At 55.7% G+C, this 22,290-nt stretch carries 21 protein-coding genes; 4 read left to right on the forward strand and 17 right to left on the reverse strand.

Going from position 1 to position 22,290, the window contains the following annotated elements; all coding sequences use genetic code 11:
- Positions 1–162: 162 nt before the first annotated feature.
- The 3 genes from Q1W40_RS03245 to Q1W40_RS03255 all read left to right on the forward strand — a co-directional run bounded on the left by Q1W40_RS03245 (position 163) and on the right by Q1W40_RS03255 (position 3,862).
- A complete protein-coding gene (locus Q1W40_RS03245; protein WP_300708817.1) occupies positions 163–1,491 on the forward strand; it encodes a protein kinase in 1,329 nt (442 codons plus the stop codon).
- Positions 1,492–1,612: 121 nt separating this feature from the next.
- Positions 1,613–2,626 carry a UDP-glucose 4-epimerase GalE gene (gene galE, locus Q1W40_RS03250; protein WP_300708819.1) on the forward strand — a complete coding sequence of 338 codons (1,014 nt, stop codon included), beginning with the start codon at positions 1,613–1,615 and terminating at the stop codon, positions 2,624–2,626.
- Positions 2,627–2,629: 3 nt separating this feature from the next.
- Complete coding sequence (locus Q1W40_RS03255; protein WP_300708821.1) at positions 2,630–3,862, forward strand: O-antigen ligase family protein; 1,233 nt, start codon at positions 2,630–2,632, stop codon at positions 3,860–3,862.
- A gap of 97 nt (positions 3,863–3,959) precedes the next feature.
- On the opposite strand, the gene wbaP is transcribed toward Q1W40_RS03255, so the two are convergent.
- The 3 genes from wbaP to Q1W40_RS03270 form a co-directional block, all read right to left on the reverse strand.
- Entirely contained in the window at positions 3,960–5,321 is a 1,362-nt protein-coding gene (gene wbaP / locus Q1W40_RS03260; protein ID WP_315170228.1) for an undecaprenyl-phosphate galactose phosphotransferase WbaP, read from the reverse strand.
- Positions 5,322–5,501: 180 nt separating this feature from the next.
- The gene (locus Q1W40_RS03265) at positions 5,502–5,771 is read right to left on the reverse strand and encodes a type II toxin-antitoxin system ParD family antitoxin (protein WP_300708825.1); all 270 of its coding nucleotides are present in this window, start codon (positions 5,769–5,771) and stop codon (positions 5,502–5,504) included.
- A gap of 61 nt (positions 5,772–5,832) precedes the next feature.
- Entirely contained in the window at positions 5,833–6,741 is a 909-nt protein-coding gene (locus tag Q1W40_RS03270; protein WP_300708827.1) for a glycosyltransferase, read from the reverse strand.
- Between the two features lie 49 nt (positions 6,742–6,790).
- On the opposite strand from Q1W40_RS03270, the gene Q1W40_RS03275 reads away from it, so the two are divergent.
- Entirely contained in the window at positions 6,791–7,726 is a 936-nt protein-coding gene (locus Q1W40_RS03275; protein WP_300708829.1) for a glycosyltransferase family 2 protein, read from the forward strand.
- A 23-nt stretch (positions 7,727–7,749) separates the two neighbouring features.
- On the opposite strand, the gene Q1W40_RS03280 is transcribed toward Q1W40_RS03275, so the two are convergent.
- The 14 genes from Q1W40_RS03280 to Q1W40_RS03345 all read right to left on the reverse strand — a co-directional run bounded on the left by Q1W40_RS03280 (position 7,750) and on the right by Q1W40_RS03345 (position 22,142).
- Complete coding sequence (locus Q1W40_RS03280; RefSeq protein ID WP_300708831.1) at positions 7,750–8,610, reverse strand: phytanoyl-CoA dioxygenase family protein; 861 nt, start codon at positions 8,608–8,610, stop codon at positions 7,750–7,752.
- A 10-nt stretch (positions 8,611–8,620) separates the two neighbouring features.
- Positions 8,621–11,584, reverse strand: coding sequence for a glycoside hydrolase family 99-like domain-containing protein (locus Q1W40_RS03285; RefSeq protein ID WP_300708833.1), 2,964 nt, complete (start codon positions 11,582–11,584; stop codon positions 8,621–8,623).
- Complete coding sequence (locus Q1W40_RS03290; RefSeq protein WP_300708835.1) at positions 11,585–12,946, reverse strand: ABC transporter ATP-binding protein; 1,362 nt, start codon at positions 12,944–12,946, stop codon at positions 11,585–11,587.
- Positions 12,936–13,757, reverse strand: coding sequence for an ABC transporter permease (locus Q1W40_RS03295; RefSeq protein ID WP_300708837.1), 822 nt, complete (start codon positions 13,755–13,757; stop codon positions 12,936–12,938). Before Q1W40_RS03295 ends, Q1W40_RS03290 begins: the two co-directional genes overlap by 11 nt.
- On the reverse strand, positions 13,757–14,308 hold the full coding sequence (gene rfbC, locus Q1W40_RS03300) for a dTDP-4-dehydrorhamnose 3,5-epimerase (protein ID WP_300708860.1): 552 nt from the start codon (positions 14,306–14,308) through the stop codon (positions 13,757–13,759). Before rfbC ends, Q1W40_RS03295 begins: the two co-directional genes overlap by 1 nt.
- A gap of 81 nt (positions 14,309–14,389) precedes the next feature.
- Positions 14,390–15,262, reverse strand: coding sequence for a glucose-1-phosphate thymidylyltransferase RfbA (gene rfbA, locus Q1W40_RS03305; protein ID WP_300708839.1), 873 nt, complete (start codon positions 15,260–15,262; stop codon positions 14,390–14,392).
- Between the two features lie 182 nt (positions 15,263–15,444).
- On the reverse strand, positions 15,445–16,503 hold the full coding sequence (rfbB, locus tag Q1W40_RS03310) for a dTDP-glucose 4,6-dehydratase (protein ID WP_300708841.1): 1,059 nt from the start codon (positions 16,501–16,503) through the stop codon (positions 15,445–15,447).
- Positions 16,504–16,800: 297 nt separating this feature from the next.
- Positions 16,801–17,523, reverse strand: coding sequence for a polyprenyl diphosphate synthase (uppS, locus tag Q1W40_RS03315; protein ID WP_300708843.1), 723 nt, complete (start codon positions 17,521–17,523; stop codon positions 16,801–16,803).
- Positions 17,524–17,680: 157 nt separating this feature from the next.
- On the reverse strand, positions 17,681–18,232 hold the full coding sequence (locus tag Q1W40_RS03320) for a transcription termination/antitermination NusG family protein (protein ID WP_300708845.1): 552 nt from the start codon (positions 18,230–18,232) through the stop codon (positions 17,681–17,683).
- 155 nt (positions 18,233–18,387) lie between these two features.
- Entirely contained in the window at positions 18,388–18,684 is a 297-nt protein-coding gene (locus tag Q1W40_RS03325; protein ID WP_108324203.1) for an H-NS histone family protein, read from the reverse strand.
- A 92-nt stretch (positions 18,685–18,776) separates the two neighbouring features.
- Positions 18,777–20,066: a hemolysin family protein gene (locus Q1W40_RS03330; protein ID WP_300708849.1), complete on the reverse strand. Its 1,290-nt coding sequence runs from the start codon at positions 20,064–20,066 to the stop codon at positions 18,777–18,779.
- Positions 20,067–20,206: 140 nt separating this feature from the next.
- Positions 20,207–21,034: a symmetrical bis(5'-nucleosyl)-tetraphosphatase gene (locus Q1W40_RS03335; RefSeq protein ID WP_300708851.1), complete on the reverse strand. Its 828-nt coding sequence runs from the start codon at positions 21,032–21,034 to the stop codon at positions 20,207–20,209.
- A 27-nt stretch (positions 21,035–21,061) separates the two neighbouring features.
- On the reverse strand, positions 21,062–21,700 hold the full coding sequence (locus tag Q1W40_RS03340; protein WP_300708854.1) for a Smr/MutS family protein: 639 nt from the start codon (positions 21,698–21,700) through the stop codon (positions 21,062–21,064).
- 37 nt (positions 21,701–21,737) lie between these two features.
- Positions 21,738–22,142, reverse strand: coding sequence for a group II truncated hemoglobin (locus Q1W40_RS03345; protein ID WP_300708856.1), 405 nt, complete (start codon positions 22,140–22,142; stop codon positions 21,738–21,740).
- Between the last annotated feature and the right edge of the window lie 148 nt (positions 22,143–22,290).

Below are 22,290 nucleotides of genomic sequence, written 5' to 3' on the forward strand. Positions count from 1 at the left end.
GGCGGGCGGAGACAAATTCGTTTTGTCATCCCGGGCGAAGACCCGGGATCCATCTTCACTCTGGCTGGCAATGACGATTTAAATTTGTCATCCCGTGCGAAGACCCGGGATCCATCTTCAAAGCACCACCAACCCACAAACAAGCACTCTCAGTCCTGAAACATGCACACCCTGGAACAACTGCGCTCCGGCCAACTGGCAGGTGCCCGCGAGATCAAAATCGCGTGTGGCCTGAGCGAGTTCCCGCGTGAAATTTTCGACTTGGCCAACACGCTGGAAGTGCTGGATTTGTCGGGCAACGCCTTGTCTGCCTTGCCCGATGATTTTGCGCGGCTGCACAAGTTGCGCATCTTCTTTGCCTCCGACAACGCCTTCACCGAAGTGCCCGAAGTTCTGGGCCAGTGCCCGGCGCTCAGCATGGTCGGCTTCAAGGCCAACCGCATCCGCCACCTGCCTGGCCAAGCCCTGCCCGCAACGCTGCGCTGGCTGATCCTGACCGACAACGCACTGACCGCCCTGCCCGCAGAGATTGGCCGATGCGCCCAGCTGCAAAAGCTCATGCTCGCTGGCAACCAATTGAGCGCCTTGCCACCCGAGCTGGCCGCATGCCACAAGCTGGAGCTGCTGCGCATTTCGGCCAACCGCCTGACCGCGCTGCCCGACTGGCTGCTGCGCATGCCACGCCTGACTTGGCTGGCCTGCGGGGGCAACCCGTTGGGCGAAGCCGCTGAAGCGCAGGCGCTGCACCACGCACCCATCGCGCACATCGCCTGGTCAGACCTGCAGATGCAGCAACAGCTCGGCCAAGGCGCATCGGGCGTCATCCACCAAGCGCTGCTGCACACACCGCAAGGTCTGCGCCCCGTGGCCGTCAAACTGTTCAAAGGTGCCGTCACCAGCGACGGCTGGCCGCACACCGAAATGGCCGTCTGCCTGCATGCGGGCACGCACCCGCAGCTGATCCCGGCGCTCGGCCAAATCACGGGCCACCCTGCGGCCACTCAAGGCCTGGTCATGCCCTTGATCGATCCGCTCATGCGCAACCTGGCCGGGCCACCCAGCCTGGCCTCATGCACCCGAGATATTTATGCCGAGACCACCCGCTTCACGCTGAACGCTACATTGCAACTGGCCCATGGCATCGCCTCGGCCGCACGGCACTTGCATCAGCGAGGCGTCATGCACGGCGATCTGTATGCTCACAACATCCTGCACGACGGCCAAGGCCACGCCCTGCTCGGCGACTTCGGCGCGGCCTGGCTTCTGGGCGGCACAGCCCCCTCAACCGCGCAGGCTCTGCAACAACTCGAAGTGCGCGCCTTCGGCTGCCTGCTCGAAGAGTTGCTGGACCGGTGCGATGTGAGCGGCACGCCCCAAGCCGCGCTGGCAGGGCTGCAGGATTTGAAGCAACAGTGTCTGCGTGAGACACCCGCTGAAAGGCCCGGCTTTGAGGTCATCGAAGACTGGATCGCCACGCTTCGCTCGCGATGACGGGGATAGAAGCTCCCGATGGCGGGGATAGGAGCTCGCGATGACTTACTTCTCGTCATTGCGAGGAGCGCAGCGACGTGGCAATCCAGTCTCTGCGCACACGAAACACTACAATCAAATGATGCAAAAAACGATATTGATCACGGGCGGCGCTGGCTACATTGGTTCACACACGGCTGTGGAATTGATAAATTCTGGGCACCACGTGGTCATCGTGGACAACCTGTGCAACAGCAGCGCCAAGGTGCTCGACCGCATCGAAGCACTGGCGGGCAAGAACTTCAGTTTTGTGCAAGCCGACGTGCGCGATGGCGCAGCGCTTGACCAGATCTTCCAGGCGCACCGCATTGAAGGCATCATCCACTTCGCTGGCCTCAAAGCCGTGGGCGAATCTGTCGCCGAGCCGGTGCGTTACTTCGACAACAACCTCGGCAGCACCCTCACCCTGCTGCAAGCCATGGACCGCGCCAATGTGCGCCGCATTGTGTTCAGCTCATCGGCCACTGTGTATGGCGATCCGGCACAAGTGCCCATCACCGAATCCAGCCAGCTGCAAGTGACCAACCCCTATGGCCGCACCAAGCTCATGTGCGAAGACATCCTGCGCGACCTGCAAGCGTCTGACCCGCGCTGGCACGTGGCCATCTTGCGCTACTTCAACCCGGTGGGTGCGCACATCAGCGGCACCATTGGCGAACACCCCAACGGCATCCCCAACAACCTCATGCCCTTCATCACGCAAGTGGCGGTGGGCAAGCGCGAATTTTTGAGCATCTTTGGCAACGATTACCCCACGCCCGACGGTACCGGCGTGCGCGACTACATCCACGTGATCGACCTGGCCCTGGGCCACTTGGCGGCACTGCGCTACCTGCAAGACAAGCAAGCCAGCATCACCGTCAACCTGGGCACAGGCCGCGGCGTGAGCGTGAAAGAGCTGGCCGACACCTTTGCCCAAGTGACCGGCGTGCCCGTTCCCTATCAGTTTGTTGCCCGCCGCCCGGGCGATGTGGCCGCCTGCTATGCCGACACCCGCCTGGCCCAAGAAGCCCTGGGCTGGAAGGCCGAACTCGGCGTGGACCGCATGTGCGCTGACGCATGGCGCTGGCAATCGCAAAACCCCAACGGTTATTGACCGATGACACTGCCCAAAGCCCTCACGCTGCCATTGTTCATGTTGCTGGCTGCCAGCAGCCTGAACACCAAGGCCATGGGTGCTGCTTGGGTGTTGCTGGTCGTCGTGGGTTTTTGGGCCGCCTGGCGCACGCGACAGACCAACACAACAGACACCGCCCCCTGGATCAAAACCTGGCTGATCGCCTGCGCCATCGCCATGGTGCTCAAGACCGTGCCCACGCTGTATTGGGCAGACCCCTGGGCTGAACGACAAGGCGAGATCCGCTTGCTGCTCGGCGCCTTGGCCGTCTGGGGCCTGAGCCGCTGGAGGGCGCTGGACTCGCAGAGCGTCCATCGCATCGCCCATGCGCTCACGGTCAGCAGTGCGCTGGGGCTGGCCTGGGTGGTGAGCTATGGCCGCGGTGAAGTCTGCACACACCCCATACCCTGGGCCGTCAGCATGGCCATGGTCAGCGGCTGGCTTTTGGCCATGGGGCAGCGCAGCGATGCACCGGCCCCACAACGGCGGCTGTGGTTGTTGGGTGGCCTTCTGGCCTTGCTGGCGGTGCTGGCCAGCCAAAGTCGCGGGGCCTTTGGCATTGTGGCTTGGTGGGCGGCAGCGCTGCTGCACCAAGCGTGGCAACACCGCCACCACGCCCTTGCGCAGCGGCGCCTGATGGTGCATGCCTTGTGGGTCACCACAGCACTGGCTGCAGCCCTTTGGGCCCTGAGCCACACCCCGGTTTTGCAACGGCCTGCGCAGTCCTTGCGCGACGCCGTGCACGAAATCACACGCTCACAACAGTCGGCGGCAGCAGGCGCCAACAGCTCGGTGGGCTCGCGCCTCTACATGTGGCAAAGAAGCCCCGAGGCCGTTGCCCAATCGCCCTGGCTGGGCCATGGCCGTGATGGCCGCAAACAAACCCTGGCCACGTGGGCAGCACAAGCCCAGTCAGACGAAATCAGCCGCCTGGGGCACCTGCACAACGAATACCTCAACCAACTGGTCGATCACGGCCTGTGGGGGCTGGCCAGCCAGCTGAGCTACATCCTGGGCCTGCTGTGGATGGTCAAACAACTGGTGCAAGCCCGACAAAAAACAGCTGCGCAAATCATCGGCTGCATCACCTTCATGCACACCGTCAGCAGCATGGCCAACGTCAACTTCGCGCACAACTACTACACCACCGCCTTGTCACTGCTGGTCATGCTGGCGCTGTGGCTGGCTGGCCGAACGCCACGAGACCCCAGATAGCCACGCTTCGCTCGCAATGACACGCCAATCCAGTGCTTGTCGCAGGCATAAAAAAAGGACCACGAAGGTCCTTTCAATACTGCATGCCCAAAGCGCCTCAATAAGCCCCATCTCGCCGCAGCACCACCTTGATCGTCTTGAACAAAATCGCGATGTCGTACCAAAGCGACCAGTTCTTCACATACCAAGTGTCCAGATACACCCGGGTGTCATAGTCCACATCGTTGCGACCGCTGACCTGCCAAAGCCCCGTCATGCCCGGGCGCACCATCAGGAAATAATCTACATCGTCACCATACTTGGACAACTCTGCTCGAATGACCGGGCGTGGCCCCACCAAACTCATCTCGCCCCGGATCACGTTGAACAACTGGGGCAGTTCATCCAAACTGGTGCGGCGCAAAAACTGGCCGATGGGCGTGATACGCGGGTCATTGCGCAGCTTGAACTCACGCTCCCACTCGGCCCGCGCAGCCGGGTCATTGGCCAGCAATTCACGCAAACGCTCCTCGGCATCCACCTGCATGGTGCGGAACTTGAAGCACGGAAACACATTGCCCGACTGCCCCACCCGCTTGTGCGCAAATATGGCCGGCCCACCATCGCGCTTGATGCGCAGCGCGATGTAAAGCAAGGGCAAAGCGCCCAAGACCAGCAGCGCCAAGGCCGCTGCCAAGTCAAACACCCGCTTGAGCAAACGTGCCGGCCAATAACGCAAGTTGTTGCGCAACTTGAGCATGGCCACTTCGTGCGAGAAGAAATAAGAAATGTCGGTGCCAAACAAAGGCACCCCGCGCATGGCAGGCACCACGCTCACATCTTCGGCCTTCCAGCGGGCCAGCATGCGCAGCAGGTCTTCACGCAAATCGTTTTGGCCGTGCTCCAGCGCCAGCACAAACTGCACCCCCGGCACCTTGGCCCACTGGGCCAGCTGCAAGGCGGCATCAGCGGGTGCATAGGCCATGTCCACAAAACCCACCACCGTAAAACCCAAAGCAGGCTCACTTTGCAAAGCGGCCACAGCCTCTTGCGCGTTGGGGCCATTGCCCACAATCAGCGTGGGCCGCTGCCACACGCCCAGGCGCCGCATGAAGGTCCGCGCCCAACTGCGCACCACCGGCACAAACACCGCCGCCAAAGGCCACACCAGCGCCCACCACAAACGCGACGAATTCCAGCGCGTCAGCGCCAGCACCGCCAAGTCCAGCACCGCCAGCACCATCAGAACCTGCAGCGTCTCGCCCAGCTCCGTCCAAAAAGGCTTGCGGTCACTGTAATGGCGAAACCGCGCCAAAAAGAAAACCATGCCCACACCCGCCACCGCCATCCAGGCCCAATAACGCTGAATGTCTTGCGTCACCAGCCAATGGGTGCCGGGCGCATCACTCAAAGCATCGGCCAGCACAGCCGCCAACAAGGCCGACCACAACATGGCCAACGCGTCAGCAGCCAACAGCACGCCCTTGGTCAGGCGAATCTGCAGGGGGCTCAGGCGACGCCAGTTTTGAGAAAAGGGGAATTCAAACAATTCAGATCCAAATGCAAGAAAAAAACAAACTCACTACAGGCATTTGCAACTTAAGTGGCCAAATCTCCAGCAAGTCCGTCTTCGCACTTTGGGCAAAGAGAACTTCGAACATCAGTTGACCCTTCGTGCCTTGACTGCACGACCCTGCACCTTGATGCTCTCCATATCCATCTTGCTCACGCGACCAGCAGCAACATCATTCATGCCCCAATCAATGTCTGCCTTCAAGGCCGCTAGGCTCAAAGTCTTCACCGACTGATAAGCCTCAAACAAGCGCAACGCCTCCCGAATCACCTCACTGGCCGAGCCATACAGCCCAGATGCAACGTGTTCACGCACACGTGCTTCCATCTCCGAGGGCAAAGATACATTCATGGTCATGCAAACTTCCTAGTTGGCAATTTTTGCCATTTTATGCACCGCCCCTCATTGCGGTTGGCATTCACCCCCAAAACCCCTTGTGCATGCTGCACCAGCGCTTGAACCGCAAAGGCCAACGCGACTCCAAACGTCCCAGGCGGTAACCGATCAGCTTGGCAGCCGTGCGCACCAGCGCAGAAGGAATCCACCATGGGGCATGACGCCACAAATAACCCAACTCAGATCGCACAAAGCGCAAACCCTCGCCACCGGCAGAACCGAACTCGGCCAAAAGCCAAGGGCTGCGGGCATGTAAAACGCCAGTGTCGAAATACCGACGGAACTCTTGCAACACGCTGTAATTGTGCGAATGGTGCACACAGGCATCGGCCACATAAGCCACCGATTTGCCAGTCAAAAGCAATCGGGCCGCGACCGACATGTCCTCGCCCAAAATCACATCGGACGGAAAGCCGCCCACCGCCTGCAGATCTGCCACACGGTAAGCCGCAAACGAGTTGGACAGAAAACAAGCCTTGAGCCCAAAACGGGATTTGTCGGCCAAGCTGACACTGCGCGAAACATCGGGGTAATTGAACAGCCTGGCATGCGCCGCAACGGGCGATGCATCGGCATGGGGCAACTGACGGCCATAGGCACAGGCCACGGCAGGATCGGCAAAAACAGACACCAAGCGCGACAGGGCGTGTGGATCGGCCAGCAAGGCGTCTTGCGTCATGTAGACCACCACATCGGTGCCAGCCGGCAAATGTGAAAGCGCCAAATTGCGCGTGGCACCGTGGTTGAAGTCTGCTGCTGCAATGCACTGCAACTGCCAGCCAGGTGGCAAAGCAGAAAAGTCTGTGTTGTCAGTTGAGGAGGAGTCGACCACCAGGCCCGGCACAACGTATTGCTGTGAACGCACCGCGTGCAACCACAGCGTCCACAGCAAGCCGGGGTTACGCGTTGGGACGACCAAACAAAAAGACATGAACAACCAGAACCCAAAAAACCTATAAAAATTCGAAGAGAATTAACCCATGCCATATCAGCCCACCGTCCACATCCTGCTGGCCACCTACAACGGGGCCAATTACCTTCAAGCGCAACTGCAGTCCATAGCCCGGCAAACGCACAGCCAGTGGACGCTGACCGTGAGCGACGACGGATCAACGGACGAGACGGTGAACATCGTCAAAACATTTGCGCAAAACAGCCCGCAAACCGTTACCCTGCTGCAAGGCCCGTGCGAGGGATCTTCCACCCGCAACTTTTGCCACCTTGTACAACATGCCCCGGCAAACACCAAGCAAGACTTGTACGCCTTTTGTGACCAGGACGATGTGTGGCTGGACACCAAGCTGGAGCGGGCCGTGCAGTGGCACGCGCAACACCTGCAGCAGCCCGTGCGCTTGTATTGCGGGCGAACACAGTTTGTGAACGAACAGCTCAAACCCATTGGCCTGAGCCCCGGCATACGCCGCCCGCCCAGCTTTGGCAACGCGCTGGTGCAAAACATTGCCAGCGGCAACACAATGGTGTTGAACCCGGCGGTGTTGGCTGCGCAAAAAAAAGTCCAGCCCGAGCACAGCGTGTGGCACGACTGGACAACTTACCTAGTGGCCACCGCCTTGGGTGGCGAAGTGTGGTTTGACGACGAGCCATGCCTGCTTTACCGCCAGCATGGGGGCAATGTAATTGGATCGAACAATGGGCTCAGCGCCCAGATCAGGCGACTGAAACCGCTGTTTGAAGGGCGTTTCAAGCAGTGGACCGATGCAAATATGGCGGCAGTGCTTGATGTGGGCCCCGCAGCTAGCGAGGCCGCCCAAGAACTTCATCAAAAATTTGCTCAACTTCGTGTTGAGCGATTTCCTTGGAAGAGGTTCTGCAGCTGGCAAGGAACCGCTATTCGCAGGCAAACAACCAGTTCTAATTTGACTTTAGGGCTGGCCCTTGCTTTGCAATTGTCCTAGTTACCCGCACTGTCGCTCTCATCTCAGCCCTCGTATATACCAAGTTGCGAGACAGGTATTTGCTTAATGTGCCTAAAATCCACTACATTACCAGCCCCGAATAGTCGCCCTGAATACTTATAGTATTCACGACTAATGCTATTTATTTTTTTACTTCTATCAAAGAAGTAATCCATGTGATGCATTGGCATATTTTTCGGTGTTATATGCATAACAAACGACCTACGTGTCATTTTTTTATCAATATGCTCTAACCCACCATGTAAAGTTGAAGGGTTCCAAATTATCATATCTCCCTTTTGAACGGTACAAGTCACCACCTCTAAATTTGCAATTTTTGCCATTTCAATCAATTTTTCATTGTATGCATTAAAAAGAGGAGTTGATGATGGCGGAACTTTGCTATTTGGATGGAATTGCTCTTTAAGTTTTTCAAGATCAGGTTCTGGCAACAAATGACTTCCTCGGACAGCAATTAACGCTCCATTACGTTCATCGACATCATCTAACGCAACCCATACACCCATGTATCCACCATTACCGCCAGAATAGAAATATGGCGTATCACGATGTAGCGGTTGCTGACTCCCCAATTCAAAAAAAAGTGATGTGTACAACGTGGCTTCGCCATATTGATCTACCACCTCACTGCCTAACTCCATTGCTTCAATGAAAATTTTTTGCAATGGTTTTACAGAGTAGTGTAAATTCACAACTCTCTGCAATAGCCCTTCAACAAGAAGATCGTGCTCGATTAGATTTTCATCATTTACATCACGAAATTTATCTATTGCATTGTTTGCAGCAGATATTAACTCCTTAGAAATTGCATTACGGATAATGCAAAAGCCATCCTTCTGAAATGTATCCCAAATCATGCTCATTTTAACTCCTTCAAATATTAACGCCAGCCGATGCAAATTTATAATTCCGACCTGAGCTCTCAATCGGATCCAGATCGGTATCAAAAATTTCGAACCCTTTACTGAAGCAACTGACAGAAATTAATCTTTCTATTGCATGCGCGAGCGTACCATCGACTTGTCCGAGTTCACTCTCAAAGTCTTCATCGCACAGGTGCAAATTAATCAAGGGCATCATTGCATCAGACCTTGCGATAAACATCGTACCAGCCGCAAATTTTAAATTTAACACTGAAGCCAACCTCACGCCCATGCGGGCGGACAAAGCTTCGATTCTTTCGTGGTTCGAACCCAAATAATAACCCATATCAACCAAATGACCGGACGGTGCAACCAATCCAATCCTTTTGTTATTTTCAAACAAACTCAAAACATTTTTAATAACGTCAGGACTCATCAGTTTTGCATACAAATCTTTTCTCCAGACATCACCATCAGCCCTGTGCTTGGATTTTTTCGTATGGATTTTTAAAAAGCTGGCATAGCCCTCAGCGCAAACCAAATCCATCGCCTTCAAGAACGGAAGCACATCTCGCCCTTTATTTTCGACCAAGATAAGGCTATATTCAAACATAATATCCTGCAACCGTCGTTCTACTTGCTCACAACAACTCGCATCTGCTGTAATAAAAAGCTTTAGTTTTACATCTCTAATTCTTTCCAAATTTTCGAGTATTTCAACGAATAGATCATAATAAAAAACATGAATAACAACAGCCAGATCATTTGATTTATTTCGATCGGGAAAATATGGTAAGGCACGTACTTGCGCCATCCTTGTAGCATCAAGATAAGCATACCCATATTTCTCATCTGGCTCGAGATGCGCCCCTTCAGCCCACTCATTCCATGCATTAACAAAAACCATCCTCTCATCTTTAGAGGGAAATATTTTTTTTGTATAATTAAGAGCATTCAGCAACCATTCTTGATAGTCGATTGGATTGCTTCCATATAAAATATTTCCTTTATTTTTTCTGCGCGCAGTATTATCCCATGAAGGATTAACACCGCGGAACAATTTGTAACCCGGATTCAAATAATTTCGACTCCTCCGCACCATCTCTTTCCAATCAAATAACGAAGAAGAAAACTTTTCAGCGACTCCATTTACCTTGTGCGTAACACTCGGTAAATTCATATTGTTCGGCGGGAATTCTATCGCAGCATCAAACCCATACCGAGAAGGATTGACACTATCAAATGATTGAGTATATGCCAAATATATTTCACCAATCCCATTATCCCTACACCAAGAGCGCCAACGTGCAACCGTGTTCTTTGCCGAAGGCAAAAGTGAAGGACGATAAACTAGAAGTAATGGCTTCCCATCAATACGTATATAACGCTTATCCTTAAAATACATTGAGACATGTGAAATAAAATCCAAGTCATCATCAGGACTATGCGCTTGCGCAATCAATATTTCACTATCTAAACCATCCCACCTTCGACTCCAATTCTCATTTGCCCAGCAAAGACAAAATGGAAGATCCAGAGATTCATTGTTCAAATAATTTAATATTGGCTGCTCCATCAATCTATGACCTGCAAACCAGTAAAAATAGAAGCAAAACCCTTCAATTCCATATAGTTTTGCGAGCTCTATTTGTCGCATTTGGGTTTTTGAATCCAGCAGGTTGTAATAGCCTAATTCACCTGGAATGTGGGGCTGGTAGTGCCCTAAATACTGTGGTTTTGCAGGCCTAACATTTGTCCACTCGGTAAACCCCTTCCCCCACCATTTATCATTTTCTGAGAATGTATGAAATTGCGGGAGATAAAAGCAAATTATCTTTATTTCTTTTTCTTCTAGCGGTTTTGCGTTCAATAATGGAACAACCCTCTCATTGGCAGCTACTAAATCCTGAACTCCCTCTTCGATCAAATTTTCATTTTGATGACCCGAGGCATCGCCATAATTACAGCCAATTAATAAATCCGACCTAATCTGATTAATTAGAGCCCCAAAACCTCGGTCACGTCCAAGGTTAATGACTTTATAGACTAGCGCTGCATAGCCTCCAGTATGCGTTGCGACAGCCCTAATGCGCCGCAAGAATCTGACAGGTGGGCGCGCCAAGCTAGCCACCTTCCGCAATGCAGCGGTATAGCGCCAACTACGTGAGCCTTGCATGGCAGATACAAGATGGGTTAAGTGTGTGACTTCTGCTTGTTTGGCGTTGAGCTGCTCTATTTGATTGACTAAGCACTCATTCTCTTTCAAAAGGCCAAGCGCCTTCGCCTCTGCAACACGCAAAGAGTCTTTCAGGCTCAATGCTTCTGCTTTGACGACTTCTATTTCACCTACAGTACGCGTTAGTTCTGCGCGGAGTTTTCCTGCGATCCCACTTTCCACAAGAAACGAATAATCGTTTCTTGCAGCCAACTCACCTTTTTTAACCCCCCAAAAATACAAGTCGTGTGATTCATGTTGAGATGAAAACTCATATTTATCAAATGCTGCATCTATATCTAGTACTGCTCTAATGTCAGATTCTTCAAGGTTTTTGTAGTAATCGGCCCAATTACCCAGCAATTGTATAAACGGTGCATCCTCGGGCGTCGTTCTACGCGTACCATGCTCAGGCCGGCCTGTCGTGGCACACGAAAATACAAACAACCCCCCTGGCTTGAGCATTCTGTATATATTTTTAATTGTTTTCGCATAATGTGAGTCGTGCTCAAAGCACTCTGTAGATATGACCACATCTACCGACTCGTCAGGCATCGCAAGCTCATGCCCTTTACAAGCTATATCTACGTTTCGGCCTTCAAACAAGTCAACCCCAATATACCCCGAATTTTCAAACAAATATTGATTGCTGCCATTTATGTCAAGCGACCCAATGTCGACCACCAGCCTTCCATTGAAAAACTCCGGCAATCGCTCTTTCACACTTTTACAAAAGTCTCTTTGCTGCTCATGCGCCATTTATTTTTCCAATTCAAGTTTAATTTTTCGCATTGGGATGCCCACTAGGCCTGTCGATACAGAGCTAGTAATTGATTTGATCACCAGTGCATCATGTATCCAGTGTTGCTGCTCGTGATCTTGCTGCGTGCCCGTGGCAATTGCCGCAGAAACACTGTAATCCCCAGGCGGCAGTGTTGGCATTGCGAATTCAAATTCCGCAACCAACGAATCATTTTTAGATGCACCAACATTTTTATCAGCATAAGCCGCATATGTGTTTTCGCCAAACAACACTTGCCCGAGTCTATCTTTGAACGAAAATCCAATAATTGGTTGATATATATTCTCTTTTACTTGGGCCGTTATTTTCAAAGTTACAATCTCACCACCACTATATTGATTGGCATATTTTTTCTGCTTATCAAAAATTTTAACATCTATGATTTTCGCCTTACCTTCTCCGAAGGCCCTGGCATTATCTTTATTAAAGCGAAAAACCATAAAGTCAGCAAAATAATTTCCCGCAGGTTCGACAATCTCACTGTCCTCTAGTTCGGTATTACCCGTCTTCTCTATCACGACAACTTTGTCGCTATCCACAGAGTCAGTATTTTTCTCGCTTCCCTTATAGAGCGAGGCCAAATAATCCTCGGCAATTACTTTGGGGCTACCCAATCTCATTAAACGACCGCTGTTTAACCAGACCGCTCGTTTGCACAAATTTATGACCGCCCCGGTGTCATGGCTCACAAACAAGACCGTTCCCTGCTCCATGAACTTCCGCAGAAAGCGCATGCATTTCTGAGTAAAGAAGGCATCACCAACCGCAAGGGCTTCATCCACCACCAAAATGTCTGCATCCACGTGCGCAATCACCGCAAAGGCCAGCCGCACATACATGCCGCTGGAATAAGTTTTGACCGGTTGGTGGATGTGATCGCCAATGTCGGCAAAGGTAGCAATGGCGTCAAAGCGCTGATCGACTTCTTCTTTGCTCAGGCCATAGAGCGATGCCGCCATGTAGACGTTTTCGACGCCCGAGAATTCAGGGTTAAAGCCCGCACCCAGCTCCAGCAGCGCGGCCACGCGACCATTGACCTTGACTTCGCCCCCTGTGGGGTTGAGGGTGCCGCAGATCATTTGCAGCAAGGTGGACTTGCCCGAGCCGTTGCGACCAATGATGCCGACGGTCTCGCCCTTTTTGATCTTGAAGCTGACGTCTTTGAGTGCCCAGAATTCTTTGTAGTACTGCTTGCGTCCGCGCATCAGCATTTGCTTGAGGCGGTCGCTGGGCTTCTCGTAGATCTGGTAGCACTTGCCAAGGCCATTGACTTCGATGGCGTATTCGATGCTGTCTGGGGTGGTGTGCTCAGAGGACATCGGCAAATCCTTTGCGGGTCTTCTGGAACCAGGCAAAGCCCAGCAGGGCGCAGGCCAGCGAGCCTGCGGCATACAGCGCCAGCAGCGTCATGTTGGGCAGCTGGCCCCAATAGAGCAGATCACGCGCCATTTCGATGGGGGGCGTGAGGGGGTTGAAAAACATCAGCGGTTGGTAGGCTGGGGGCAGTGACGATGCGGGGTAAAAAATCGGCGTCAAGAACATCAGCACGGTGATGACCAGGCCGATGATTTGGCCCACATCGCGCAGGTACACGCCCAATGAAGAAAGGGCCCAACTCAGGCCCATGACAAACAACACCAGCGGAATCAGCACGAATGGCAGCAGCAACACTTGCCAATGCGGTATGCCAAATAAAGCCAGATAAGCCACCAGCCAAACGCCCAGGCTGACGGCAAAGTGAAACAGTGCGCTGCCCATGCGCACCCAGGGCAGCACTTCGAGTGGAAAAACCACTTTCTTGACGTAGTTGACGTTGGCCAGCACCAGGCCGGGGGCACTGCCGACGCATTCAGAAAAGAGGTTGAAGATCATCAGGCCGGCAAACAGGACCAGGGCGAATTCGGTTTTGGAGTCGCTGCCGCCTGCGCCCCAGCGGGCCTTGAAGACGACGCTGAACACGAAGGTGTAGACCGCCAGCATGAAGATGGGCGTGGCCAGCGACCAGAAGATACCGAGCATGGAGCCTTTGTAGCGGCCCACGACTTCTCGGTGAATCAGGTTTCGGATCAAGCCTTTGTTGCGCCAAAGGCTGGCGACCATCTCGCGGGGAGATGCCGAAAAGTTTTGCATCAGGCAAACACCTCAGCCTGCGCCAGCGTCAAGCCCGCTTGGTCTTTGGCCGAGAGTTGTGGCGTCATGCCTTGGGGCCAGGTGATGCCGATGGCCGGATCGTTCCAGGCGATGCAGCGCTCGTGCGCGGGGGCGTAGTAGTCGGTGGTTTTGTACAAGAAGTCTGCGGTTTCGGACAGGACCACAAAGCCGTGTGCGAAGCCTGGCGGCACCCAGAATTGTTTGTGGTTGTCTTCGGTCAACTCAACCCCGGCCCATTGGCCAAACGTGGGGGAGCTTTTGCGGATGTCCACCGCCACATCAAACACGGCGCCGCGCACCACGCGCACCAGCTTGCCTTGGGCTTGTTGCAGCTGGTAGTGCAGGCCACGCAGCACGCCCTTGGCGCTGCGGCTGTGGTTGTCTTGCACAAAGTTCACATCCAGGCCGGTGACTTGCTTGAAGTCTTGCTGGTTGAAGCTTTCAAAAAAGAAGCCTCTGCTGTCGCCGAACACTTTGGGCTCGAGGATCAGGACGTCGGGGATGTGGGTGGGGGTGATGGTGTAGGGCATGGGGGTATTGGTTTGCCACATCGCTTCGCCCCTTGCAATGACTGGCTTGTGTCATGGCGAGCGGAGCGTGGCGATCCAGTTTTATTTGAGCAGGTTCAGCAAGTATTGGCCGTAGCCGTTTTTGGCCAGGGGCTGGGCGAGTTTTTGCAGCGTTTCGGCGTTGATCCACTTTTGGTGGAAGGCGATTTCTTCGGGGCAGGCGACCATGAGACCTTGGCGCTTTTGCAGTGTGGCGATGAAGCCTGCGGCCTCCAGCAGGCTGTCGTGCGTGCCGGTGTCGAGCCAGGCGTAGCCTCGGCCCATGATTTCGACGTTGAGCTGGTTCAGCTCCAGATACCGTTTGTTGACGTCGGTGATTTCGAGCTCGCCACGGGCTGATGGCTTGATGTCGGCGGCGATGTCGCAGACCTGTTGGTCGTAAAAGTACAGGCCCGTGACGGCGTAGTTGCTCTTGGGGGCTTTGGGTTTTTCTTCGATGCTTTTGGCGCGTTGCTGGTCATCAAAGTCGACCACGCCGTAGCGCTCTGGATCGTGCACATGGTAGGCAAACACGCTGGCGCCCGTGGTGCGCTGGTTGGCGCTGGCTAGCAGCTTGACCAGGTCGTGGCCGTAGAAGATGTTGTCGCCCAAGACCAGTGCGCTGGGGTCCTTGCCCACAAAGTCTTTGCCGATGATGAAGGCTTGCGCCAAGCCATCAGGGCTGGGTTGCACGGCGTACTGGATGTTCATGCCCCATTGGCTGCCGTCGCCAAGCAACTCGGTAAAACGCGGGGTGTCTTGTGGGGTGCTGATGAGCAGCACGTCTTTGATGCCCGCCAGCATGAGCGTGGTCAGCGGGTAATAAACCATGGGCTTGTCGTACACCGGCATGAGCTGTTTGCTCACGGCCTGTGTGACGGGGTACAGACGGGTGCCGGAGCCTCCGGCAAGGATGATGCCTTTGCGGTTAGTCATTTAATTTTCTTTGGTTGGTCATTGCGAGCGAAGCGTGGCAATCCAGTCTTTTTGTCATTGCGAGCGAAGCGTGGCAATCCAGTTGCTGTGCTTGCTCCACTATGGATTGCCGCGTCGCTGCGCTCCTCGCAACTGACAAGAAAACTGGATTGCCACGTCGCTGCGCTCCTCGCAATGACAAGTCAGTTGTATTGTTTTTGAACCCAGTCGCGGTATGCGCCGCTTTGCACGTGGGCCACCCAGTCGGGGTTGGCCAGATACCACTCCACGGTTTTGCGGATGCCGGTATCAAAGGTTTCGGCGGGTTTCCAGCCGAGTTCTTTTTCAAGCTTGCGGGCGTCGATCGCATAGCGGCGGTCGTGGCCTGGGCGGTCGGTCACGTAGGTGATCTGGCTGGCGTAGCTGCTGCCGTCGGCCTTGGGACGCATTTCGTCCAACAGCTTGCAGACGGTTTGCACGATCTCGATGTTGGGCTTTTCATTCCAGCCGCCGACGTTGTAGGTTTCGCCCAAGCGGCCACCTTGGAGCACGGTGCGGATGGCGCTGCAGTGGTCCTTCACGTAGAGCCAGTCGCGCACTTGCATGCCGTCGCCGTACACGGGCAGGGCTTTGCCGGCCAGAGCGTTGACGATCATCAGGGGGATGAGCTTTTCAGGGAAGTGGTAGGGGCCGTAGTTGTTGCTGCAGTTGGTGGTCAGCACGGGCAGGCCGTAGGTGTGGTGCCAAGCGCGAACCAGGTGGTCGGATGCGGCTTTGCTGGCACTGTAGGGGCTGTTGGGTTCGTAGCGGTTGGTTTCGGCAAAGGCGGGGTCGTCTTTGCTGAGCGAGCCGTAGACCTCGTCGGTCGAGACGTGCAGAAAGCGGAAATCGGCTTTGGGCGCATCGGCCAAACCCATCCAATAACCGCGCACCGACTCCAGCAGGCGGAAGGTGCCCATGATGTTGGTTTCGATGAACTCGCCGGGGCCGTGGATGGAGCGGTCGACGTGGCTTTCGGCTGCGAAGTTGACCACCGCTCGGGGCTGGTGTTCGGCCAGCAGGCGAGTGACCAATGCAGCATCGCCAATGTCGCCCTGCACAAAGATGTGGCGCTTGTCGCCTTGCAAACTGGCCAGGGTTTCGGGGTTACCGGCGTAGGTGAGTTTGTCGAGGTTAACCACAGGTTCATCGCAACCAGCAAGCCAATCAAGAACAAAGTTGGCGCCGATGAAGCCGGCACCGCCGGTGACGAGGATGGTCATTTTTGAGCTGAGGAATATGAGACGGACAGGCTACCGCAGTCCATCACTGTTGAATGAACCTGCGATGAAAAACTATGAAGACAGTTTTTTGCCCGAGAAACTGCAAGACGGGTAAAACAGATGATTGTAATCTTGAGTGCATTGGCCGCTTGCTTACAAGGAGCGCTTTGGTAATCAAATACTCTTTGTAGAAATACCTTGTTTCAGGTATTGCCATGCCCCAAGAGCGAATGCCTCGGACGCATAGGACATTTGAATGCTTGATGGGTCGACGCTGAAGCGGCCGACTTGCTCGGGTCAGAGAGGTGCGGAAGAGCCGAAGCGGCGGTCGCGGTGCTGGAACCAGTCGATGGCTTTGGCCAGGCGCTTGGGGGTGAAGTCGGGCCAGAGGTCGTCGGTGTAATAGAGCTCGGCATAGGCCGCTTGCCAGAGCATGAAGTTGCTGATGCGCGATTCGCCCCCGGTGCGAATGAGCAGGTCTACCTCGGGAGCGTAGGCGGTGCTCAGGTGCGAGGCCAGTGCTTCTTCCGTCAGGTCTTGGAGGCTTTGGCCGGGGTGGGCTTTTTGCCAGGCTTGGGCGGCCTGAATCACATCCCAGCGACCGCCGTAGTTGGCACACACGGTGAGGGTGATGGCCTGGTTGTTGGCGGTGGTGGCTTCGGCACGGGCGATGAGCTCTTGCAGCGCCGGAGAAAAGCGCGATGTGTCGCCCACCACTTTGAGTCGCACACCGTTGGCGTTCATGCTGTCGACCTCTTTTTGCAAATAGGTCATGAACAGGTTCATGAGACTGGAGACTTCTTCTTCGGGGCGTTTCCAGTTTTCGGTGCTGAAGGCAAACAGGCTGAGGTGGGGGATGCCCATTTCGGCGCAGCTTTTGACGATGTCACGCACCCGCTTGGCCCCTGCCGCGTGGCCCAAGGCCGCAGGCATGAAGCGCTTTTTGGCCCAACGGCGGTTGCCATCCATGATGATGGCAATGTGCTGTGGCTGTGGGTTGTTGGGGGTGGATGAGGACAAAGGACTGCGTTCTGTTCTAAATGGTTCGAGATTTTAGTGGCTTTGCCTGACGACTGGGGCGGGGCTGGATCGCCACGCTTCGCTCGCGATGACAAAGATGAGGCTCGCGATGACAAACCGCATTCATTGCGAGGAGCGAAGCGACGTGGCAATCCAGTCAGTGGTCCGTCACTTCGACCTGGTGGTGCTCCACCTGCACCACAGTGGGGCGTCCCAAGATCTCCAGCAAAACAGCCACTCGTTTGCTGGAGACGCTTTGGATGAGGCCCTCGATGCCGCCCAAGGCCGTGTGCTTCAGGCGCACGGTTTGCCCTGCCTTGAGGTTGCTCAATTCAAGCAAGGTGGCGTGGTTGCGGTCTTCTTCGAGCAAGCGGATGCGACGCACGAGTTCGTCGTTGATCAAGGCGGGCTCAAAACCAAAACGCACGATGGTGGCGATGCCTTTGGTGTTGCGCACCACGGAGATGCTTTGCTCTGGTCGGCTGGGGCGAAACAGGATGTAGCGCGGGAACATGGGCTCAAACAGCGCCACGGGGCCTTGCTCGGTTTTTTTGAATTTTTTGTACAGCGGCAAATAGGCTTCAAACGCTTGCTGCTCCAGATTGACCAGTGCGATTTGTTCTTGACGCGGTTTTGTATAGGCCAAGTACCAGCGGTCTTGCCCCGGATTTTCTTCAATCGGGAGATTATCGTTTGACGCAAGGGTCATGGTGAATGCGGGTTGGCCAGTGCTATCGGGGTTTTTCGATTATGTATTTTAACGCCGAATGCTTATCATTTTTGATATTTAAGAGGCGTAAAAAACCCCGCTGTTGCGGGGTTTCAGGGCTATGGCTTTGCGGCCATGGCCGAATGGCCACCAATTCAGGCGATCACGAATTGGTTGCGGTCTTTGCCGTCGATCCATTTAGGGGCTTTGCCACGGCCAGTCCAGGTTTGGCCGGTGGCTGGGTCGCGGTATTTGGCGGCGACTTTGCTGACGGGCTTGCCAGCGGCTTTGGCGCCACGGCCTGGGAAGATGTCTTGCGCTGTCAAACCGAATTCGGCCACCAATTCGCGGACTTTGGCGACGGCTTCAGAGATTTCGCGTTGGCGGGCTGCGGCAATGGCTTGCTCCAAGGCTTCGCGTTGTTGCAGCAGGTCTTTATAGCTTTGGGTCATGACAACTCCTGAATGGAAATAAAAGATGCGTGAATATAACCGATTTAAATCAAGATTCTGAATATTTTATTTATCGGGTGATTATCTTGGGTTTATGCCAGTCGTGTGGCCAATACTTTGTCGATGCGGCGGGCATCCAAATCGACGATTTCAAAAAGCCATTCACCCAAATCAATGCATTGCCCTTCCACAGGCAATTGGCCCAATACATACAGCAGCAATCCAGCCAGTGTGTTGTACCGGCCTTTGTCTTCGGCGGGTAAATCCTTGATGTCGAGCCGGGACTTGAGTTCGTTCACAGGCATCAGGCCGTCAAGCAGCCAGCTGCCGTCGGCGCGCTGGGTAGCCCAGGCTTCGGTTTGAGTGTCGGGTTTGAGTTCGCCGGTGATGGCTTCGAGCAAATCGAGTGGGGTCAACAGGCCTTGCACTTCGCCGTATTCGTCGACCACAAACATCATGCGGCTGGGTTGGTCGCGCATTTGTTCCAGCAGTTCCATGCCGGTCAGGGTTTCGGGCACAAAGTGCGCCGTCTGGGCATAGTGCTCCAGGGTGTGCTCATCGTCGGCAGGCAGGGACAGCAGTTGCGAGACGCTGATCACGCCTTGCACATGCCCCAAGTTTTCGCGGCAGACGGGGTACCAGGAGTGGTTGCCGTCCACCCGCATCTGGTTGATGCGGGCCATGGCTTGGGGGGTGGTCAGGTTGGCGTCGAGCCATTGGATGTCGCCTCGGGGGGTCATCATCGAGGTCAAGGGCCGGTCGTCCAGGTGAAAGACGTTGCGCACCATCTGGTGTTCGTGCTCTTCAATCAGGCCAGCGCTGACGCCTTCGGCCAAGCTGGCGGTGATTTCTTCTTCAGTGACTTCCTGGCTGCCTTTGCTGTCGATGCGCATGAGTTTGAGCATGCCTTGGGTTGACAAGGAAAGCAGTCGGACAAACGGACCCGCCACTTTGGCCAGCCAGGCCATGGGCCGGGCGACCACACGGGCCACGGCCTCAGGGTAGAGCTGGCCGATGCGTTTGGGCACCAGCTCGCCAAAGATGATGGTGGTGAAGGTGATGAGCGTGACCACGATGGCGGTGGCACTGACGCTGGCGGCCGGTGTGCTCAGGCCCCATTGCACCAGCCATTGGGCCAATCCTGCACTGAAAGCGGCCTCGCCCACGATGCCGTTGAGCACGCCGATCGAGGTGATGCCCACTTGCACGGTGGACAGAAATTGTGTGGGTTCTTCGAGCAGTTTGAGCGCGGCTTGCGCGCCCTTGTCCCCCGCCTCGTCCATGGCGGCCAGGCGTGCCTTGCGGCTCGAAGCCAGCGCCAGCTCTGACATGGCGAAAACGCCGTTGAGCAGGGTGAGAAAAACAATCAACAAAAAGTCCATGCCGCCATTGTGCCAAGGATGTGTGACAGCCTCTGCTGGATCGCCGCGCTTTGCTCACGATGACGGAAAGTCGGGCTCGCGCTAACAGCAATTCGTTGCGAGGAGCGCAGCGACGTGGCTATCCAACGTTTGAATAGGATCTAAACGGGGCTTTGCGCTTGAGCGCACTTGACTTGCACCAGTTCGTGCGCGCCAGTCGAAGCGAGTTTCAGCGCGCTCAGGCAGCCGCCCCACAAGCAGCCGGTGTCCAGCGCCAGCACGTCCGGGCGGTTCAGCCAGCCCAGGGTGGACCAATGGCCAAAAGCCACCGGGACATGGGCCGTTTGTCTGCCCGGTACATCGAACCAGGGCATGAAGCCTTCGGGCGCGGCATCTGCGCCCTCTTTGGCCTTGAATTCCATCACGCCGTCTGCCGAACAAAAGCGCAAGCGCGTCAGGGCATTGACGATCACGCGCAAGCGGTCTGTGCCTTGCAGGTCCTCACGCCAGGCATCAGGCTGGTTGCCGTACATCTGGTGCAGAAATGCAGACAAGTGTGGGCCGCGCAACACGGCTTCGGCCTCGGCGGCCAAGGCCAGTGTTTTTTCAACCGTCCAGGCGGGCAGCACGCCCGCATGGACCATCAAGATGCCATGCTCAAAAATGGCCATGCGTTGGTGGCGCAACCAATCGAGCAAGGCTTGGCGATCTGGGGCTTGCAACACGTCATCCAAGGTGTCCAAGCGCTTGCTGGTGCTGGCACCTTCGGCCACGGCCAGCAGGTGCAGGTCGTGGTTGCCCAGCACGCATTGCACCGATGCGCCCATGGCCATCAGGCGGCGCAGCACCCCTGCCGAGTCCGGACCGCGATTGACCAAGTCACCCAACACATAAAGCTGGTCACGGCTGGGGGAAAAATCGATTTGCTGCAGCAAGCGCTCCAAGGGGGCGTCACAGCCTTGGATGTCACCGATCAAATAAGCAGACATGAAAACCTCTGAATGCGATCGGGAAGCTCAACCTGCGGGCTTGAGCAGCACGACCAAGGCCCCTGCCCCACCCTCGGCGGGTTTGGCCTGCACAAAGGCCATGACCTGGTTTTTCTGGACCAGCCAACTGTGCACCTTGGACTTGAGCACCGGCGTCTTGCCGGGCGAACCCAGGCCTTTGCCATGCACCACGCGCAAGCAGCGCAGGCCTTGGCGGTGGGCGTTGCGGATGAATTCGGCCAGCACCACGCGGGCTTCTTCGCTGCGCAGGCCGTGCAGATCAACTTCGCGCTGGATGGCCCAATCGCCTTTGCGCAATTTGTGCGTCACGTCGCGCCCAATGCCGGGGCGGCGAAAGCTGAGCATCTCGTCGGTGTCGAGCAAGGTGCTGACATCGAACTCGTCGCTGAGCGCATCGCGCAAGACGGCTTCTTCGTCTTTTTGGCGTTGCTTGGCCACTGGTGCCACATTCGTTTTGAGGGCCGGTGCGCGCACGGTGTCGGGCATGCGCTTTACCACGCCCACGGCACGTGCAAAGAGGTTGTTTTCGGCTTCACGCTGGCGCGCTGCGGCGGCGCGGGCAGCGGCTTCGGCCTGGGCTTTTTCGTGCGCCTCGGCCAGTTGTTTCTGGACCTTCTTGAGGTCTTGGAGGGAATTGATTTTCACCGGCGGTCCTGATGAGGGTGGTTGGCGGATCGGACGCTCAGGCGCCGCGGTTGCGCATCCAGTCGGCGGTTTGGAAAAAGCTTTTGCTCAGGCGTTCGCGCAGCACCGGATCGACCCCGGTCTCGCCCATGGCTTGGTCCATGCAGGCCAGCCATTGGTCGCGCTCAAGAATGCCGATCGAAAACGGCATGTGCCGCATGCGCAGGCGTGGGTGGCCAAAGCGCTCGATGTAATGGTCCGGGCCGCCGAGCCAGCCACACAAGAACCACGCGAGTTTGTCGCGAGCGTCTTGCAAGGTGCTGCCGTGTGCGGCGCGCAGCGCTTGGTAAGCGGGCTCCAGGTCCATCAGGTCATAAAAGCGGTCCACCAGGGCACGCACGCGGTCCTCGCCGCCAATCCATTCAAAGGGCGTGTCAAACGGTGGTTTTTCTTCGATGTGCATAGGCCTTATTGTGACGGGGATTGAGGTCCACGCAGATGGATCCCGGGTCTTCGCCCGGGATGACAGAGGGAAAAGGTGCGGCTGTCATCTCTGTGATGAATCTGGTGGATCCCGGGTCTTCGCCCGGGGTGACAGAGGGGAAAGGTGC

It is taken from the genome of Limnohabitans sp., assembly GCF_030158565.1.
Classification (GTDB): Bacteria; Pseudomonadota; Gammaproteobacteria; order Burkholderiales; family Burkholderiaceae_C; genus Limnohabitans_A.

Bases quoted from the DNA above. Each gene is read 5' to 3' on its own strand.
- Q1W40_RS03245 (WP_300708817.1), top strand. From the start codon at position 163: ATGCACACCCTGGAACAACTGCGCTCCGGCCAACTGGCAGGTGCCCGC.
- galE (WP_300708819.1), top strand. From the start codon at position 1,613: ATGCAAAAAACGATATTGATCACGGGCGGCGCTGGCTACATTGGTTCA.
- Q1W40_RS03255 (WP_300708821.1), top strand. From the start codon at position 2,630: ATGACACTGCCCAAAGCCCTCACGCTGCCATTGTTCATGTTGCTGGCT.
- Q1W40_RS03265 (WP_300708825.1), bottom strand. From the start codon at position 5,771: ATGACCATGAATGTATCTTTGCCCTCGGAGATGGAAGCACGTGTGCGT.
- Q1W40_RS03270 (WP_300708827.1), bottom strand. From the start codon at position 6,741: ATGTCTTTTTGTTTGGTCGTCCCAACGCGTAACCCCGGCTTGCTGTGG.
- Q1W40_RS03275 (WP_300708829.1), top strand. From the start codon at position 6,791: ATGCCATATCAGCCCACCGTCCACATCCTGCTGGCCACCTACAACGGG.
- Q1W40_RS03280 (WP_300708831.1), bottom strand. From the start codon at position 8,610: ATGAGCATGATTTGGGATACATTTCAGAAGGATGGCTTTTGCATTATC.
- Q1W40_RS03285 (WP_300708833.1), bottom strand. From the start codon at position 11,584: ATGGCGCATGAGCAGCAAAGAGACTTTTGTAAAAGTGTGAAAGAGCGA.
- Q1W40_RS03290 (WP_300708835.1), bottom strand. From the start codon at position 12,946: ATGTCCTCTGAGCACACCACCCCAGACAGCATCGAATACGCCATCGAA.
- Q1W40_RS03295 (WP_300708837.1), bottom strand. From the start codon at position 13,757: ATGCAAAACTTTTCGGCATCTCCCCGCGAGATGGTCGCCAGCCTTTGG.
- rfbC (WP_300708860.1), bottom strand. From the start codon at position 14,308: ATGCCCTACACCATCACCCCCACCCACATCCCCGACGTCCTGATCCTC.
- rfbA (WP_300708839.1), bottom strand. From the start codon at position 15,262: ATGACTAACCGCAAAGGCATCATCCTTGCCGGAGGCTCCGGCACCCGT.
- rfbB (WP_300708841.1), bottom strand. From the start codon at position 16,503: ATGACCATCCTCGTCACCGGCGGTGCCGGCTTCATCGGCGCCAACTTT.
- Q1W40_RS03320 (WP_300708845.1), bottom strand. From the start codon at position 18,232: ATGACCCTTGCGTCAAACGATAATCTCCCGATTGAAGAAAATCCGGGG.
- Q1W40_RS03325 (WP_108324203.1), bottom strand. From the start codon at position 18,684: ATGACCCAAAGCTATAAAGACCTGCTGCAACAACGCGAAGCCTTGGAG.
- Q1W40_RS03330 (WP_300708849.1), bottom strand. From the start codon at position 20,066: ATGGACTTTTTGTTGATTGTTTTTCTCACCCTGCTCAACGGCGTTTTC.
- Q1W40_RS03335 (WP_300708851.1), bottom strand. From the start codon at position 21,034: ATGTCTGCTTATTTGATCGGTGACATCCAAGGCTGTGACGCCCCCTTG.
- Q1W40_RS03345 (WP_300708856.1), bottom strand. From the start codon at position 22,142: ATGCACATCGAAGAAAAACCACCGTTTGACACGCCCTTTGAATGGATT.